The sequence below is a fragment of the Carnobacterium divergens DSM 20623 genome (assembly GCF_000744255.1).
In the GTDB taxonomy this organism is placed as follows: Bacteria; Bacillota; Bacilli; order Lactobacillales; family Carnobacteriaceae; genus Carnobacterium; species Carnobacterium divergens.
Map to the genome: position 1 here is coordinate 2,156,053 of NZ_JQLO01000001.1, position 17,780 is coordinate 2,173,832.

Here is a 17,780-nt window from a genome sequence, read left to right on the forward strand (position 1 = left end):
TGAGATACAGATAGTATCTTCTAGCTAATAGTCTATTTATCAAAGTTATTGATACTCCTTTTTTTCTAATCCTTTAGTTTTTAAATTTAATCAATATCTTAAGCTTTTATACTTTTATCTTATCATTTAAAGAAACCTCTACTCTTTCTTAAAGAAACATTTGTTTTAGAAATGTGAACAGATTTTTGATTTTTAATCACGGTTCTTTAAATAAAAAAGACAACAATCGTATTTTTAATAAGACTCTTTGCGCTTGAAAAAAGTAGTAACCGTCAACACTTATTGTGATTCTTTTCACTTGATAACTTATCTACATAGTAGTAAAATGTTATTATATAATAAGAAAGAAGTGATATGTAAAATGAGTAAAACTACTAACAAAGTTGCATTTATTACGGGAGCTGGACAAGGAATCGGAAAAGCGATTGCAGAACGATTATCAAAAGATGGTTTTTCAGTAGCGATTGCCGATTTTAATATGGATACTGCTTCAGAAGTTGCCAAAGAAATAAATGAAAATAATGGTACAGCTGTCGCAATTAAAGTGGATGTCGCTAATCAAGAAGATGTTTTCAAAGCCGTTAATCAATGTGTTGAAAAACTCGGTGGACTTGATGTGATGGTTAATAATGCTGGTATTGGGCCAACTACACCACTTGAAAGCATTACACCTGAATTATTTGATAGAGTTTTTCATATCAATGTTGCAGGCACAATCTGGGGAACTCAAGCAGCCGTTAAAGCTTTCAAAAAATTAGGTCATGGTGGAAAAATCATTAATGCTTCTTCTCAAGCTGGACATGTGGGAAATCCTGAATTAACCGTCTATAGTGGTAGCAAATTTGCGATTCGTGGAATCACTCAAGTAACAGCTCGCGATCTTGCCCCTCTTGGCATTACGGTCAATGCTTTTTGCCCAGGGATTGTAAAAACACCAATGATGAACGATATCGCACAAGAAGTAGCAGACAATGCTGGAAAATCTTTTGAATGGGGAATGGAACAATTCGCTCAAAATATTACCTTAAAACGTCTATCTGAACCAGAAGATGTGGCGGCTTGCGTGTCTTATTTAGCAGGTCCTGACTCTAACTATATGACAGGTCAATCACTCTTGATTGATGGCGGTATGGTTTTTAATTAATAAAAAAGCATCTAGTTAAAATCTTCTATATAATATAGAAGGTTTTAGCCAAGATGCTTTTATTTTACATATTACTTTCTTTAAAATTTTTATCAAATTTAAAATCTAATTCAATTTCTTCTAATGTTTTTCCTTTCGTTTCCGGAGCAAATTTCGCTGCAAATAGGAAAGAAAGTACATTTAAGAAGACAAATACTAGGAAGGATTTTGATAATCCCAGTGAAGCTAACATGATTGGGAAAAAGAAGCCCACTCCAAAATTAGCAATCCATAAGAAAAACGTTGCCAAACCCATTCCCATTCCTCTTAAACGAACAGGGAATATTTCAGAAAGCAATAGCCATGTTAACGGCCCGATAGCACCTTGGAAGAATGCTAGAAAAATGACTGTTAAGCAAACTGTAACGTAAGGTAACATGGGGGAATTTGCTAAAAAGCTAGTGGCCAACGACATCAACAACATCGTAGCAGTCGTTCCACCTAAACCTGTCAGAAGCATCGTCCGCCGCTTTACTTTATTCATAATTGACATGGCAACGATAGTGGCTATTACTGAAATCGCACCATTAGCGATATTAGCAGTTAAAGCCGCATTTCGGCCGAATCCTGCTGTTTCTAAAATAGTGGTTCCGTAGTACATCATAATATTGATTCCTGCAATTTGTTGCATAATTCCTAATCCGACACCTAACAATACTAATTTACGAATCCATGGAATTTTTAAGTCTTTAAAAGAAGCGACTTTAATTTCCTTTTCAGCACGCAATGAAATTTGAATTTGTTCAAGCTCATTTTCTGCATCTGCAGATGATCTAATTTTACGTAACACTTCAAGTGCCTTACTCATTTTTCCATTAGCTGCCAACCATCTTGGTGATTCTGGGACAACCATCATGCCAAACCATAAAATCACTGCTGGAATCGTTGCTAAAACTAACATATAACGCCAGATATTAGAGACATGACCAAAACTTGTTCCTAAAATAGCATTAAAAGTGAAAGCTAAAAACTGACCCGATACAATCATAAATTCATTTTGGGTTACAATTTTCCCTCGTTTATCAGCGGGTGAAACTTCTGCTAAAAAGGTGGGCACAATTACTGACGCCCCGCCCACGGCTAATCCTAAGATTGTTCTAAATAAAATCAACACTTCAGCATTTGGGGTGAACGTACATCCTAATGTAGCAATAAAAAATAAAATAGCGAGATACATAATAACCTTGCGTCGACCATATTTATCGGACAGACGACCACCTGCTAGTGCACCGACAGCAGCTCCTAATGTTAATGAACTTGCCACTAACCCTTCAACCATTGGTGTAAAATTGAGTTCATCTGGTTTCGCCATAAAAGGCAACGCGCCATTAATTACTCCTGTATCATACCCAAATAGCAATCCACCAAAAGTTGAAATAAGCGCAATAACTTTCATATTTTTATTGACTTGCTTAGTCGTGATTTCTTCATTTCCGTGTTCCACTTTCCTTGCCATTGTAGTGCTCCTTTCGCATTAAAGAGAATTTTTTTAAAATTGGACTAGCTCTTAATCAGAGTCTAGTCCAATTTGGTCACAACCCACAGGTATTTTTTATATAAGTTCTTGCTTTAACTGCATATTCAAAAGGATTGGCAAGTGCAGGATCTTGCTCTGCTTCTACTACAATCCAGCCTTTGTATCCGCTATCATTTATAGCGTTCCAAATTGGTGAAAAGTCAATCATTCCATCTCCTGGAACGGTAAAGACACCCATTTTTACTGCATTTAAAAAACTGATGGGCGTATTTCTGACCTCATTTGCCACACTTTGACGGATATCTTTAAAATGAATGTGCTTAATGCGGCTTTGATATTTTTGATAAATTGTCAATGGATCTTCTCCTGAAAAAACTAAATGACCCGTATCGAATAGTAAAAAGACTTTTTGAGGATCAGTCATTTCCATCAACTGATCGATTTCCTCGGTTGTTTGAATTCCTGTCCCCATATGATGATGGTAGACAATCGACATGTCTTTTTCTTTGGCTAAATCAGCTAATCGTTCCAAACCTGTTGTGACATTCTCCCAATCTTCTGTTGTGAAGAGCGGTTTTTTTGAAAAAAGTGGCGTTGTCATTTCTCCTTGTATGCTGTTCCCTTGTTCTGAAACAACGATTACCTTTGCGCCCATTTCATGTAAAAAATCACGATGTTTGATAAACGCTTCCTTCGTTTCACTAAAAGGTTTTGTTGTTAAAAAGGAACTAAACCACGCACTTGCAACAGATAATCCTCGAATATCTAACATTTCCTTTAATTTATGGGGTTCTTTTGGGTATTTATTGCCAATTTCTGTACCCACAAATCCTGCCAATGCCATTTCACTAATACATTGCTCAAATGTATTTTCTTGACCTAGTTCAGGCATGTCATCATTTGTCCAAGCTATTGGCGCAATGCCTAATGTTATGTTTGAATCGTTCATTCATTGTTCCTCCTATTGGCTTATTTTTTCAATCCTTCAATATGTCGACTAGCTGATTTGTCTCGCAAGACTTTTTACAGGCTAGTGCAATACGTGTTGACTGTAGTCCATCAAATGCATTGACTTCTGGTTGTCTCTTTTCTTGAATGCATTGAATAAATTCTCTAGCTTCATTTATAAAGGCTTCTCTAAATCGTTCAGGAAAATTTTGTGAGCAAGGACGAACCACGCCCTCTTGATTCATAACCGTCACCAGATTTTTTTCTGGTGCTGCTGCAATTCGTAACATCCCCTTCGTTCCAATCAATTCTGTTTCTACGTGGTAACCATGTTGGCAATTTCGACCCGCGACTAAAAGCGCCATCGTGTTATCTTCTAGTTGCATCATCGCCGCCCCTGTTTCAAGTTCTCCTACTTTATCTAGTTCTGGGTATGCGGCATTCTTCCCAATCGCCCAAACTTTACTTACTTCTTTTTTTGTAAACCAACGAATCAAATCAATATCATGAATTGACATATCAACGAATAAGCCACCACTATCGCTTGCGCCTGCAAATTTAACAAAACTTTCCATCCCAGAACTAGGATCAATTCCGTAGCAACGAACTAATGTAATCTCTCCTAGTTCACCAGCTTCTACCAACTTTTTTGCATACTGATAGGACTCATCATAGCGACGCATAAAGCCCAACATAAACACTTGCGACGGATGTTCTGCGATGACATTGACGGTTTGTTGGATATCTGCAATGGATAAGCCAATAGGTTTTTCGCTAAATACATGCTTTCCATGAGCCATCGCTACCTGAATTTGCTCGCAGTGAAAACCAGAAGGTGAAACAATAAATACGGCGTCAATGAAAGGACTTTCTACCATTTTTTGATAGTCCGTAAACGTTTCTTGAACGCCTAATTCTTCAACTGCATACGTTAGTTCGGCTGGCACAACACTACATGCCGCTACCAGTTCACAGCCTTGAATCGCTTCAGATAAATTCTTAGCATGAATTTTTCCTAATCGCCCTAGTCCCACAATTCCTACTCTAACTTTTTCCATATCGGTTCTCCTCAATAACTTATTTTTTATTGACTAAGCTTGGTACAAGGTTGGACAGCTATCTAATGAAATAGCTACTCGCTCACCTGACTCACGAGCAACTCCACAAGCGACCATTGTAATAGAGGCAACATATCCATCCCAAGCAGTTGGACCTGTAATGGCATCTGCTTGAATCGAATGAATCCATAATTGAAATTCCTCATCATACGCATCCATAAATCGGCTTTGCCAATCTGGTGAAACCGTTGTGTAATCTTTTCCTTTCGCTTTTACGCGTGTATACGAGGGATCTTCTAATGAAATTTCACCCGTTTCACACACTACTACACACTTAATATCATATCCAAATTGACAATTTACAAATACTTCTAAATCGATATGAATACCTGATTTTGTTTCAAGAATTACCATTTGTGGATCGTGTAATTTTTCATGTGTGTAACTTGTTTGTTTAGGCAAAATCACTTGGACTGAAACATAATCTTCTTGTAATAACCATCGTAACGCATCAATTTCGTGAATAGCAGTATTGATAATTGCCATCGGAGTTTCATAGTTTTTGTCCACCGTTGGATTCCGATGTGCGCAATGCAACAACAGCGGTTCTCCTAGTTGTCGATTTTCAATCACTTCTTTAAGCTCCATGTATCCGCGATCGTAACGACGCATAAAACCAACCTGAACTAATTTTTTTCCATTAGCCACTTCCGCATCTACAATTCTACGACAACCCTCACTATCAGTTGCTAACGGTTTTTCACAAAATACATATTTATTGTGTTTAATAGCTTCCAAAACATATTGTTCATGTGTGGGATCCCATGAAGTCACTACAACAGCGTCTACTTCTGGATCCGCAATCAAGGCTTCCCCTGTTTCATAAAATTTTGCACCAATTTCCTTAGCAAGTAGCGTTGCTTTTTCTTTATTAATATCTGAGATGGCGACAACATGCGCCCCTTGTGTTTTATGATTTAAGCGCTGAATATGCTCTTGCCCAATTGCCCCTGTTCCAATAACTCCGATTCTTAAATCCATTTGTATTTCCTCCCTTGAATTTATCTAAACTTTAATGACTTAGTAGGTTTTAGCATTCTTTAACATTGCTTGACTTCGCTGATAGGCTTCTTCAATACTTGGATTTTCGGAATTTTCAGAAACCCCTACATGCCACCAGCTGTCATAACCATCTGACATCGTTTTAGGCAATACTTTCATCTCAATCAGCGTTGAGCGGGTTTGTTTTTTTGCATCTTCAATTGCTAAAACCAACTCTTCTTTAGTAGTTGCACGATATGCTTTTGCTCCATATCCTTCTGCCACTTTGGCGTAATCAATGTTCATAATTTGATTATCGCTAGTTCGAAACTCACAGTTGTAACTTTCACTGCCATTATCCATCTGTAAATTATTAATACATCCAAAACCTGAATTATCAAACAGCATTACATTGATTTTTTTGCCATATTGTAGAGAGGTTATAAGTTCTGAGTGAAGCATCAAAAAGCTACCATCACCTACCATTGCGTACACTTCTTGCTCTGGGTGGGCTAGTTTAGCACCTAATGCGCCACTGATTTCGTAGCCCATACAAGAATAACCGTATTCCAAGTGATAGGTATTTGGAACCGCTGCGTTCCATAAGCGATGCATGTCTCCAGGTAAGGAGCCCGCGGCTGCAAGAGCAATGCTATCTTTTGCAACAGTATCGTTGATAGCGATAAAGGCACTTGTTTGAGTAAGTTCTGTATTTAATGCTTTTGAATACTCGTTGAGGATTGTTTGATCGAATTGCCCTTTGATTTCAGGATCAAATTGCTCTTTGTTGAAACGAACCTCTCTTAACCGATTTCGTTCAATAAGCCACTCCGCTTTTAAATCAGAGATTGTGTTACCAAAAGCTGTTTGATAGCCATTTAACCGTGGAATTAGTTCTTGCAAGGTGGCTTTTGCGTCTCCCACCACTTGAAAAGCATCAAATTTGTACGCTTGCATGCGATTTATATTGATGTTTAAAAATGTTGTTTGCTGGTAGTTAAAAGCCGTCTTTGAAGAAGTGGTGAAATCTGTGTACCTTGTTCCAATTCCAATAATTAAATCTGCTTGTCGAACGGCTTTATTGGCTGCTATTGTTCCGAGTACACCTGTTCCACCTAAATTATTTTCAAATCCTACTTCCACAGTGGATTTTCCAGCATGTGTTTCAACTAAAGGAATATTGCACCGAATTGACAGTTCCATCAACTCTTCGCGTGCTTCTGAATACTTAGCACCTCCGCCAACAATAATAACTGGTTTTTTACTTTGACGAATTTTAGCTACTGCTTCTGTTAATTCTCTATCCGTTGGTACTTGGCGATTGAGATAATGAATGCGTTTGTTGAAAAATTCTTCGTCATAATCATAGGCTTCGCTTTCCGTATCTTGAGAAATACAAATCGTTGCAGGTCCTGCCGTTGCTGGGTTCGTCATCACTTCAAAGGCCCGTAATAAGCTACTCATTAACTGTTCAGGTCGTTGCACTCTATCCCAGTAGCGCGAGACAGCCTTAAATGCATCATTTGTTGTAGTCGCCCCACTGCTTTCTTGTTCTAATTGCTGTAAAACAGGATCTGGTTGTCGGCTAGCAAAGGTGTCTGCAGGTAGTACTAAAACAGGAATGTTGTTAGCAAATGCGGTAGCCGTTGCTGTAATCATATTTGCTGAACCAGGACCAGCAGAAGCAGTTACTGCATATATTTTTTGGCGTAATTTTTGCTTGCTATAAGCAACTGCTGCGTGAGTCATTCCTTGTTCATTTTTCCCTTGAATCACTTTGAGATGTCCGGAGTTTTCGGCAAGTGCCTCGCCGATGCCCAATACATTTCCATGTCCAAAAACATTGAAAATTCCTTCTACAAAAGGAAATTCTTTTCCATCGACATGTAAATATTGTTGATTTAAAAACTTGATTAAAGCTTGCGCTGTAGTCAATCTGATTTTTTTACTCATCGCGTTTCCACCTTTACTTAGGATTGTGCTTGAATTAATTCTTCAATTTCGGCAACTGTCGGCATAGCCTCAGATGAGCTATGTTTGCTTACGACAATAGCCGCCGAGGCACTTCCGTATTTCAATGCCGTTTCAATTTCTTTTCCTACGCTTATTGCATACAAGAATGCTGCTGCATAGGAGTCTCCTGCACCAAAGGTTTTCAGGACATTTGTTTTATAAGAACCAGCACGATAGGATTCCCCAGCTTTTGTATAGGCATAGGAACCTTCTACCCCATGCTTAATCACAATTAAGTTGGGTTGATGTTTAAACAGATTGGAAATAGTCGTTTGATTGTCTCCTTTCTCTAGTCCTTCCATTTGATTGTATTCATCTCTTGTACCAATCACGATATCCGACTGTTGAGCAACTAAGGAATAGTAAATTTCAACTTCGGTGGGATTGTTCCATGTATATGGACGGTAATCCAATTCAAACGTCACTTGAATGTTGTGTTTCCGAGCGATGGAAATCGCTTTCAAAGTTGCTTCTCGTGATGGACTCATAGCTAACGCGGTTCCTGACACTAGCAACATTTTGGTTTTTTTAATATAATCTTCACTAATTTCTTCTGGTTTTAAAAACAGATCTGCTACATTTTCACGGTACATCAAAATACTACACTCTGATGGACTTTTGATTTCAGTGAATGCTAAACCTGACTTGTGTCCTTCATGATCAGTCACCATCTCACTTGTATCAATCCCAGCTTCTGACATAAATTTTTTAATAAATCGACCGTGCTGGTCATCTGGAATTTTGCCGATAAAACCGGATTTCACTCCAAGTTTTGAACTTCCTATTGCAATATTTGCTGGAGAACCTCCAACATATTTTTTAAAAGTCATGCTCTCTTCCATTGGACGATTGTATTCTACTGCATTTAAATCAATACATGCTCGCCCTAAAGCAATAATGTCAAATTCTTTTGTTTGCGTCATGTTGTTTGCTCCTTTTAGTTTATTTTCGATCCAAAATCCATTCATGAAAAGGATCGTTATGAAATTGCCATTTTCTAGTTGGGCCTGCCATTACATTTAAATAGTAGGAATTGTATCCATCTGGGACAGATACCGGATGATAGCCTTTTGGAACCACGACTACTTCGCCACACTCCACCGTCATTGTTTCATCAATTGAACGATCATCTGTGTACACTCTTTGAAAAACAAACCCTTGTGGTGGGTCCATTTCATGATAATAAGTCTCTTCTAATAAAGATTCTGTAGGCAAATTATCTTGATCGTGTTTATGAGGTGGATAACTTGACCAATTTCCTCCATCTGTGTATACCTCAACGACTAATAAACTATTCGCTATCGGACTATCATCAGGTAAAATATTGTGAACAAGTCGTTTATTTTGATACTTGCCACGGTATTCAATTGTATTGTCCTTTGCCGCAATCAGCTTTGTAGGCAATTGTCTAGTTGAAGGCGAATATGCAATCAAGACTTTTGCTTTTGATTCAGCTGTTACTTTAAAAGTTTGGTTATTGGAAATATACACACTATCTGTTGGTATTTTTTCAAAAACAGATCCTCTTGTGCCTATTTTTTTAAATGTTTGTGTAAAATCAGTAATCGTTATTTTCCCCGTCAAGGCTACAATACACACTTCTTGCTTAGCTAACGACTCTTCGTAACTAGAATTCAATTCCATTTCTAAAATCTTTAATTGGACGTAATGTAAGGGTGAGTTTTTCGTATCAATCTTTTGAACGAGTTGAACACCTGAACTTAATGTTTCGCTTATCGGTTGGTACTTCAAGTTTGGCATCATCAGCATCTCCTTTTTTCTTAGATAGTAGCTTTAGGGTAACGAGCAGTGACTACTTTTTTTCTTGTATAAAAGTCCACACTGTCTTTGCCATTGGCATGAAGTGTTCCATAAAAAGAAGATTTCCAACCAGAGAATGGGAAGAATGCCATTGGGGCAGGGACACCTAGATTAATTCCTAACATGCCAGCGTCAATGGTTTCTCGGAAATAACGGATGGCAGCTGCGTTATTCGTGAATAGACATGCGCCATTCGCAAATTCAGATTTATTGGCTGTCTCTACCGCTTCTTTTAAGTCTTTAACACGGATAATTGACAATACTGGAGCAAAAATCTCGTCTCGCCAAATCGTCATTTCTGTTGTAACGCCATCAAAAATAGTTGGTCCAACAAAATACCCTGTCTCAGGAATGGATTGGCGTCCATCACTGACTAAAGTTGCTCCTTCTGCAAGTCCTTTTTCAATATAGTCTATGGTGCGTTTTTGATTTTCTTCTCGAATCACTGGACCTAAGAACACTCCATCGTCAAGTCCATTCCCTATTTTTATTGCTTCTGATTTTTCTTTTAATTTTGCGATAAAATCATCTGCAATTGACTCTTCAACCGTTACAACAGCACATGCCATACAACGTTCCCCAGCGGAACCAAAAGCGGCAGAAACAATGTTTGTAACGGTGTCATCTAAATCTGCATCTTTTAAAACAATGGAATGATTTTTTGCACCTGTTAGGGCTTGAACTCGTTTTAAATGATCACTTCCTGTTTTATATACATACTCACCCACAGGCTTAGAACCTACAAATGAAATCGCTTTAATTTCTGGGTGTTCCAAAATTCCATTAACAATATCATGTGCCCCGTAGACAACATTGAAAACTCCTGCTGGCAATCCTGCTTCTGAAAACAGTTCTACTAGTCGTTCCGTTAGTAATGGTGTTCGCTCTGAAGGTTTCAAAATAAACGTATTTCCACATGCAATCGCCATTGGAAACATCCAACAAGGAACCATCATTGGGAAATTAAACGGTGTAATGCCACCTACTACCCCAATTGGGTAACGATAATTAGCTACTTCTACATCGGTTGCAATAGAAGCTAATGAGTCTCCCATCATTAATGTCGGTGCTCCTGCTGCAAATTCAACATTTTCAATCCCTCGTTGAACCTCTCCACGCGCTTCAGATAAATTTTTCCCATTTTCTAACGTAATTAACCGTGCTAGTTCTTCTTTATGTTGTAGCAGCAATTGTTGAAACGTAAATAAAATTCTTGCTCTTCTTGGTACAGCTATATTTTTCCACTTCTCAAATGCTGTAGATGCTACTTGAGTTGCTTCTGCTAAATCTTCTTTCGTTGAAATCGGAACTTGGCAAATGATTTCACTCGTAGCTGGATTGTAAACGTCTTCATATTTAGCTGTTTTACTAGCAACCCATTGGCCATTGATATAATTTCTTAATTTTCTGATTTCTGTCATGTTATTTTCCTCCTATTCAATCTCTTTTATTAAAAAAGTGCGCTTATTCTTTACAAATAATGAAAAAACAAGACATAACCAAATTAAATTCACTTTATTGGTCAACTATTGATTACATGTTACAATTAAGTTGGTTAACAGTCAATGTTTTTTTAATTAAAATAAGATAAAACTAACTTAAAAATCGAAAAAACTGTTAAAAAAAGGGGTTAACGAACCAATTAACTAATAAAAACATTTTATTTATATAAAGTTCGCTAGAAAAAAATCAAAATGATTAACTATTGAACACATTTTGATTATATGTTATATTTTAATCAACTTATTCGTAAATCCTCTGAAAGGTTGTTATTTATATGAAATTAAAACGAATTCAACAAGTAGAAAACTACATACAGCAACAAGGAAGTATCTCCTTAGATGAACTCTGTTCAGTTTTCAATGTTTCAAAAAATACCATTCGCCGAGATGTTAACGAATTGGAGAAAAGAGGGACTCTACGAAAAGTCTACGGAGGAGTTGTTGCTGTTGAAAATACATTAGTTCCATATGAAAATCGGACAATTCAATATCAAGAAGAAAAAGAAAAAATTGCGGCCATTGCTAGCACTCTGATTAAAGAAAATGATTTAATTTTTATTGACTCAGGGACGACGACAAGCCAGCTTTTAAACGCTATTTCTCCAGACTTACACTTTACTGTACTCACGAATAGCTTAGATGTAGTGAATCTTGTTGCAAGTATGGAAAATATCCAATTGATTTTGATTGGAAATAGCTATAAAGCCAAGACACGCTCATTTGTTGGAGTGGAAGATGAGGAACTCATTACAAAATACAATATTGGCAAAGCTTTTATGGCAGCAACTGGTGTTTCTATTTCAAATGGGCTAACAAACTCTGATTTGCTAGAATACCGTATTAAAAAAATGATTGTTGAAAAAGCTAGCGATGTTTATCTACTTGCAGATGGTTCTAAGTTCAATAAATCGACTTTATTGACTTATGCGCCATTGGAAAAAGTCGATACGATTATTACCACACCAAACATCCCAGCTGAATATCAAATATTCTGCCAAGAACAGGGGATTAACCTTTTGACGACCACATAACAGTTAAGGAGGAGGAAGATTATGCCATTACTAAAGTTTGATTTATTAGAAGGAAAAACAGAAAACGAAATTATTAAAATGCTTGATGTCACACACCAAGTTGTTTTAGATGCTTTTCAAGTGCCACCTGGTGATCGCTATCAAGTGGTCACCCAACATAAGCCCTATGAAATGAGAATGGAAGATACTGGTCTAGGATTTAGCCGAACTAAAAATCAGATGATTCTTACTGTCATTAGCCGTAAACGAACAAAAAAACAAAAAGAACAATTTTATCATTCACTTGTAACCCGTTTGGAAAAAGAATGTCAGATTAGCCCAAGGGATATTTTAGTTTCATTCGTAATCAATGACGATGAAGATTGGAGCTTTGGTTTTGGAAAAGCTCAATTTTTAACAGGCGAATTATCTTAATTAAAGAAAGAGCATGCTTCCTATTTAATCTAGAAAGCATGCTCTTTCTTTTCATTCGTTGATTTTTTTATTCCTATCAATATTTCTCAGCAAAATGAATACTTAGTTTTATCTTTTTATTGACCACCGAGCTTTAATGCGACTTTTTCATAGTTATTTCTTCTATTAATTCACAAAAATCAGTATTTAATGAGTAAATGAAAAACTTCTTAAACAAATTTATCTTTGTTCACAAAGAAGAATCTTTTTCTTTCTTTAGGAAAACATTTTGATGATTAGAGCTGATAAACTGAAAGTATAAAAAGAAGGAGGCAACAAAAAAATGAAAAAGCAATTAAGTATCATTGGAATTCTTTTAGCAGCACTGCTGTTTCTATGTATTCCTACTAAGTCTGACCAAGCATTTGCTGCAGACAGCAACACAAGAGCTACAACAAAATTAGTACACGGGGTTCATACAACCTATCAAAAAAGAAATGTACAAACAAACCAGTGGGAAAATTTCATGTCATTATACGAATCAAAAACACTGGATTCTTCATACAGATCAACTGAACCTTATCCAGGATTAGGTTTAAGAAACTTTAAAATCATCAAAACTGCTTATATTTCAATTACTGAAACAGGCTATTATAGTTTTAAAACATCTGGAAATTTAGGAATGACGTTAATGATTAACGACTCACCTAATTATGGAACACCTATTTATCTAAATGCTGGACAAGTTGCCAAAATTAAGTTTGAATCTTGGGATATTGGTCAAATTATCGATCCTACATCTGGTTTATACAGCCACATCCAATGGATTACCCCGAGCATGCGTCCAACTACTAACTATGCATCTATCCCACTAGAAAAACTTTACACAACTCCTGATTTACAAGGTGTTGAGGTTGAAACACCAGAAAAATTAGTAAATGGCGTACATTCTGTTTACCAAAAAAGAAATACACAATCAGGCCAATGGGATAATTTTGTATCAGTGTATGAAGCGAAAACACTTGATTCTTCTTATAGATTAACAGAGCCTTACCCAAACTTAGGCTACCGTAACTTTAAAATTATCAAAACAGCTTACATTCCAATTACTGAATCTGGAACTTATAGCTTCTCAATGACTGGAAACCTAGGTTACAATCTAATGGTAAATGATTTACCTAATTACGGTACTCCACTTTACCTTAATGCTGGACAAGTTGCTAAAGTTAAATATGAAGTATGGGATATTGGACAAATCAACGATCCTACATTTGGTTTATACAGCCACATTAAATGGATTACGCCAAGCATGCGTCCTACTACTACCCCAGTATTTATTCCTCTAGAAAAACTTTACACAACTCCTGATTTACAAGGTGTTGCTTTATAAAAAAACAAAAAACAGTAACCCCGTAAGTTGGTTACTGTTTTTTACTTATAATTGATACTTGAAAGGAGATACTGATGTTAAGTAAAATAAATTCGCTTGATAAAATTGCACATAGAAAAGTTGAACTATTGAAATTACTAGCCAACCAAAATAAGCCTTGTTCTACTACTACTTTAAGCCAACAATTATCTGTAAGCAGTAAGACGTTGCTAAGCTACTTAAAAGAACTACAACATTATTTAGAAGCCTTTAAACAAGATATTCAATTAGTTAAAAATAATGATGGGTACTACCTCTCGAAAAAAAATTCATTTTCAATAGAGGCTGTTTACCATGAAATTATAAAAGATACTTTGTTTTATTACTTTTTTTTATACACATTTCATCAACAAAATGAAACAATCGATTCTTATGCTAAAGTAAATTTCTTTAGTTATAGCTATATATATCGCCAAATCCGCTTAATGAACCAACTGTTAAAGCCATTATGCTTATCGTTCGATCTCTCACCTTTAAAGATGAATGGGTCTGAACTCAGGATTCGCTATTTATTCTTTTATTATTATTTTTACACTTGTAATGGAGTGGAATGGCCTTTTCAAGTTGTCACTTCAGCTGAACTAGATGACGATATTCAAGCTATTGAAGCATTAACTTCTATTAAACTCTCATTCATTCAAAAAGAACAGCTTAAATATTGGTTTGCGCTTTGCCAAACAAGATATCGTTTAGATGAATTTATTGATCCAAAGGTGACTTTTTATCAAACTATTGCTCAAAATAGCCCATTTTATATTAGCTTGCTTCCTTTTATTAAAAATTTCAGTAAAAATAATGGTCTTTCTGAACAAAAAAATGAGGAATATTTTATCTTTTTTGTAATTCATCAGATATTAAATCTTCCGATTGAGTCCTTTTTACATCTAACAGAAGATCCTCTAATAAAGAAAACAGCACATCTATTAGAAGACACTGTTAAACTTTTCCCAAAAGCAAAACTATCAACTTTTTTTGAAAATGAACTATTTTACTTAGTTTATTTAAGTTCTCATTTAGGTGACTCTTATCTTGAATTATTAGAAAACACCTACCAACAGTCACCTATTAGTAATTCTTACCAGACAGAACTAGCTACTCTTCTTGATGAAAATAAAATAGATTCTGATAAAATGCCTTTTTTTAAAAAAAATATAACGCACTTAATTCATCGCCATTTAATTGCCAATTATTATCAACCGATGATTCGTCTATTAGTTGTAACAAAATTAGATGAATCAAAAAAACAAGCTTTATATGATAAAATCTACACTCTGCCTTTCTACCTAACAATTACAGATCAAGAAACAGATTGTATTGACCTTATTTTATCGGATTATTATTTACAACCGACACGTGAACCCATTTTTTACTGGCATATGTTTCCGCTAAAAGTTGAATGGGATCAATTAGAAGCTCGTATAAGAACTATCGAACAATTAAAGTTTTCAACACAAGCCCCTCACGTTATAAGCGTATAGCTCACCTATATGTTTATAGCGTCTTATTATATAAAAAAAGAAATAACCCCATTAATGAGAAAGTTATTTCATCTATGCTTTATTTTACTTTTCATTTAACAGTTATTGATGCTCTTCCATCCAATCACTTCATTCGCAAACCTTCGTCAAACAAATCAATATACAGAATTTCGCCAACATTACTAAATTTGTCATTCACATGTTTTATTGCTTCATTTTTAGTAACCTCTTCATCAAAAACAAGGCATCTAGATAGTCTTCTTTCTTTTTCTGTCCCCTGATTTACAATAAATTCTGTAACATAGATTGTAACATCTTTCCAATAATCTTCAATTTTCATAACATTGCCCCCTCTATATTTATCTGCCAAATAAGATTGTTCCTGATAATTGAATGTAAACTTCAGAAAGATAAAGATCATCTTCTTTGCCTTCGCCTGGCTCAATTCCATCTGGAAAAATAGTTTCTACGTTGAATTGTTGAGGTAAGTGGTTGTAACTATTTTCTTGTTTTTCTCTTTTCTTTTTAGATGGTTTAACAATTTTTATTGGCTTTTTCCCATCTGGTAAACTAATTAACGATTCTTCTGATAATTCTTGCTCGTTTTTTCTTTTTTGAGCCTGTCTTGGTGGAAATACCGGTTCTGCTTTTTTTGATGGATCTAATGGATCTACAATATTTTCTTGATCCGATGCCTGAACTGTGCATAAGTCGATAAATCCATAAAAGGACAATACCGTTAAGGATACAATCAGTTTTTGTATTAGTTTCTTTTTATTTATCATCTCTTCATTTCTTTCTTCTTTTTTATCTTCACCAACAATTCTCCCAAATTTCCCCAATCTTGGGTGGTTGGTGGAGTGTTCCATATTATATAATCGCAGGTTAATTCGTTCTTCATTAGGCTGTCCGTTAATAATAAATCCGTTTTGAGGTCTAAATTTTCTTGAATTTCGATATTTAAAAATTCAAATGTCTTAATATTCTTAATAATCATTTCATTGTAATTTTTTCCCAATAGAAAATCAACACAAACATTGATTTCTTTCATAAAAAAACTAGCAGGCATACTATTGATAATCAAATAAATGTATTCATTTAAGAGAAATTCTTTGTTTAAGTATACAATTTTCAAGCTCGGTGTTCGTCTGCAACTTTCTACAAACTCGTCACAAAATTGCAAAATTTCCCCATATTGTTCTTTAATAAAAGGAAATACAATAAATTCATCTCGAAAATATTTAGTTCGATTAATCAGACTTACTTTAAAATGGGCATGATTCAGCCCTTCTTCTATTTTTCTTTTTAATCTAAAATCTTCAAATTTACCAAAGCGCTCAACAAAACGGCTGAGAAATAATTCTGTTGTGTTGATACTTTGTTGATTATATTTTATAACATTTTCATCACTATTGATAATATTTTCTGAAATTAAAAATGCAATAAAAAAATTAATCTCCTTATCATCAATTTCTATGAACTTGCTTCTAAAAAAAAGACTGTACATTTGGTAATCTTCTTCTCTTAAATAATCACGAACTGTCATTTCAGAATCAATATACTCACCATTTTTTTGACGAATCAAAATAATACTAAACAAATAAAGTAATTTATTTGTCTGAATAATAGATAATCTTGGATAGCACTCCATTTTAAACTGCGCGGTCAGCAATTCCGCTTCTTCTGAAATATTTCTGTGAAAGGGTGTATCGATATTACCAAATATAGAATAATAAAAATTAAACATAAACATTCGTTGGTCCATTTCGTTGCCAACTAATTCAAATTTTGCATTTATTTTGATTCTTGTTCTTATAAACAATTTTTTTATTTCTTTAATGTAACTATATGCTTTGGGCATATTAACATAATTTTCTTCTGAAAAAATACTAACCCCTGAAAATTCTTTTTTTAAGATGCAATCAATCATTTTGAATTTAGGGGAATTGATTACTAGTTTATGAAGCAATATCTCTGAATTCACATCCAATTTTTCTTCTAATTGAACATATTTTTTGTATTTAATAATGTTAAATGATTCCGTCAAATCAAACTTTTGGAGATCATCTTCTAAATCATTTAAAATCCTCATCAACACAAACTCTGAAACATTTAAGGCTTCCATCAATTCAGAATAAGTTAATCTATTCCGATAACTTTCTTCTAGTGCTTTAAAGAGAAAAAATTTTCTATTATCAATCTTATCAAGAAATTCTTCCATGTAAATCCCCCTAATCTGCATGATTTATCTACTTCATTTCTACATTCGTTTTGTTGTTTTTCATTAAAAGGAATGATTAATAAGAAGGACTAACCATTGTTAGTCCTTTTACTTTCATTTAGCAGAGGGGGAGGAACTGCTCTTTTTTTGATTGATTCTAGTTTGTTTGTATGGATATTTTTTTG

At 35.1% G+C, this 17,780-nt stretch carries 16 protein-coding genes; 5 read left to right on the forward strand and 11 right to left on the reverse strand.

Features of this window, described 5'->3' with window-relative positions; translation table 11 throughout:
- The first annotated feature begins 361 nt into the window (after nt 1-361).
- Nucleotides 362-1,144, forward strand: coding sequence for a (S)-acetoin forming diacetyl reductase (locus BR52_RS10310; RefSeq protein ID WP_034572352.1), 783 nt, complete (start codon nt 362-364; stop codon nt 1,142-1,144).
- A gap of 64 nt (nt 1,145-1,208) precedes the next feature.
- On the opposite strand, the gene BR52_RS10315 is transcribed toward BR52_RS10310, so the two are convergent.
- The 8 genes from BR52_RS10315 to iolA all read right to left on the reverse strand — a co-directional run bounded on the left by BR52_RS10315 (nt 1,209) and on the right by iolA (nt 10,962).
- On the reverse strand, nt 1,209-2,639 hold the full coding sequence (locus tag BR52_RS10315) for a sugar porter family MFS transporter (protein WP_051915705.1): 1,431 nt from the start codon (nt 2,637-2,639) through the stop codon (nt 1,209-1,211).
- Between the two features lie 76 nt (nt 2,640-2,715).
- The gene (iolE, locus tag BR52_RS10320) at nt 2,716-3,609 is read right to left on the reverse strand and encodes a myo-inosose-2 dehydratase (RefSeq protein WP_034572355.1); all 894 of its coding nucleotides are present in this window, start codon (nt 3,607-3,609) and stop codon (nt 2,716-2,718) included.
- A 28-nt stretch (nt 3,610-3,637) separates the two neighbouring features.
- Entirely contained in the window at nt 3,638-4,666 is a 1,029-nt protein-coding gene (gene iolG / locus BR52_RS10325) for an inositol 2-dehydrogenase (RefSeq protein ID WP_034572358.1), read from the reverse strand.
- 33 nt (nt 4,667-4,699) lie between these two features.
- Nucleotides 4,700-5,707, reverse strand: a complete 1,008-nt coding sequence (locus BR52_RS10330; protein ID WP_034572361.1) for a Gfo/Idh/MocA family protein — start codon at nt 5,705-5,707, stop codon at nt 4,700-4,702.
- A gap of 39 nt (nt 5,708-5,746) precedes the next feature.
- On the reverse strand, nt 5,747-7,660 hold the full coding sequence (gene iolD / locus BR52_RS10335; protein WP_034572364.1) for a 3D-(3,5/4)-trihydroxycyclohexane-1,2-dione acylhydrolase (decyclizing): 1,914 nt from the start codon (nt 7,658-7,660) through the stop codon (nt 5,747-5,749).
- A 17-nt stretch (nt 7,661-7,677) separates the two neighbouring features.
- Complete coding sequence (gene iolC, locus BR52_RS10340; RefSeq protein WP_034572366.1) at nt 7,678-8,643, reverse strand: 5-dehydro-2-deoxygluconokinase; 966 nt, start codon at nt 8,641-8,643, stop codon at nt 7,678-7,680.
- 19 nt (nt 8,644-8,662) lie between these two features.
- Nucleotides 8,663-9,484, reverse strand: coding sequence for a 5-deoxy-glucuronate isomerase (gene iolB, locus BR52_RS10345; protein WP_208854071.1), 822 nt, complete (start codon nt 9,482-9,484; stop codon nt 8,663-8,665).
- A gap of 17 nt (nt 9,485-9,501) precedes the next feature.
- Entirely contained in the window at nt 9,502-10,962 is a 1,461-nt protein-coding gene (iolA, locus tag BR52_RS10350; RefSeq protein ID WP_034572370.1) for a methylmalonate-semialdehyde dehydrogenase, read from the reverse strand.
- 356 nt (nt 10,963-11,318) lie between these two features.
- Here iolA and BR52_RS10355 point away from each other — a divergent pair, with 356 nt between their 5' ends.
- The 4 genes from BR52_RS10355 (at nt 11,319) to BR52_RS10370 (ending at nt 15,374) form a co-directional block, all read left to right on the forward strand.
- Nucleotides 11,319-12,074, forward strand: coding sequence for a DeoR/GlpR family DNA-binding transcription regulator (locus tag BR52_RS10355; RefSeq protein WP_034572372.1), 756 nt, complete (start codon nt 11,319-11,321; stop codon nt 12,072-12,074).
- A 21-nt stretch (nt 12,075-12,095) separates the two neighbouring features.
- Nucleotides 12,096-12,488: a tautomerase family protein gene (locus BR52_RS10360; protein WP_034572375.1), complete on the forward strand. Its 393-nt coding sequence runs from the start codon at nt 12,096-12,098 to the stop codon at nt 12,486-12,488.
- A 322-nt stretch (nt 12,489-12,810) separates the two neighbouring features.
- Nucleotides 12,811-13,857 carry a PA14 domain-containing protein gene (locus BR52_RS10365; RefSeq protein ID WP_034572377.1) on the forward strand — a complete coding sequence of 349 codons (1,047 nt, stop codon included), beginning with the start codon at nt 12,811-12,813 and terminating at the stop codon, nt 13,855-13,857.
- Nucleotides 13,858-13,931: 74 nt separating this feature from the next.
- Nucleotides 13,932-15,374, forward strand: a complete 1,443-nt coding sequence (locus BR52_RS10370) for an AcpB/EbpR/MafR family transcriptional regulator (RefSeq protein ID WP_034572379.1) — start codon at nt 13,932-13,934, stop codon at nt 15,372-15,374.
- A 124-nt stretch (nt 15,375-15,498) separates the two neighbouring features.
- Here BR52_RS10370 and BR52_RS10375 read toward each other — a convergent pair whose 3' ends face one another.
- The 3 genes from BR52_RS10375 to BR52_RS10385 are packed head-to-tail and all read right to left on the reverse strand — an operon-like array spanning nt 15,499 to nt 17,595.
- Nucleotides 15,499-15,714: a hypothetical protein gene (locus BR52_RS10375; RefSeq protein ID WP_034572381.1), complete on the reverse strand. Its 216-nt coding sequence runs from the start codon at nt 15,712-15,714 to the stop codon at nt 15,499-15,501.
- 19 nt (nt 15,715-15,733) lie between these two features.
- Nucleotides 15,734-16,159 (reverse strand): hypothetical protein, encoded by a 426-nt coding sequence (locus BR52_RS10380; RefSeq protein WP_057002218.1) that lies wholly within the window; start codon nt 16,157-16,159, stop codon nt 15,734-15,736.
- Entirely contained in the window at nt 16,156-17,595 is a 1,440-nt protein-coding gene (locus BR52_RS10385; protein WP_034572384.1) for a helix-turn-helix domain-containing protein, read from the reverse strand. Before BR52_RS10385 ends, BR52_RS10380 begins: the two co-directional genes overlap by 4 nt.
- Nucleotides 17,596-17,780: the final 185 nt, after the last annotated feature.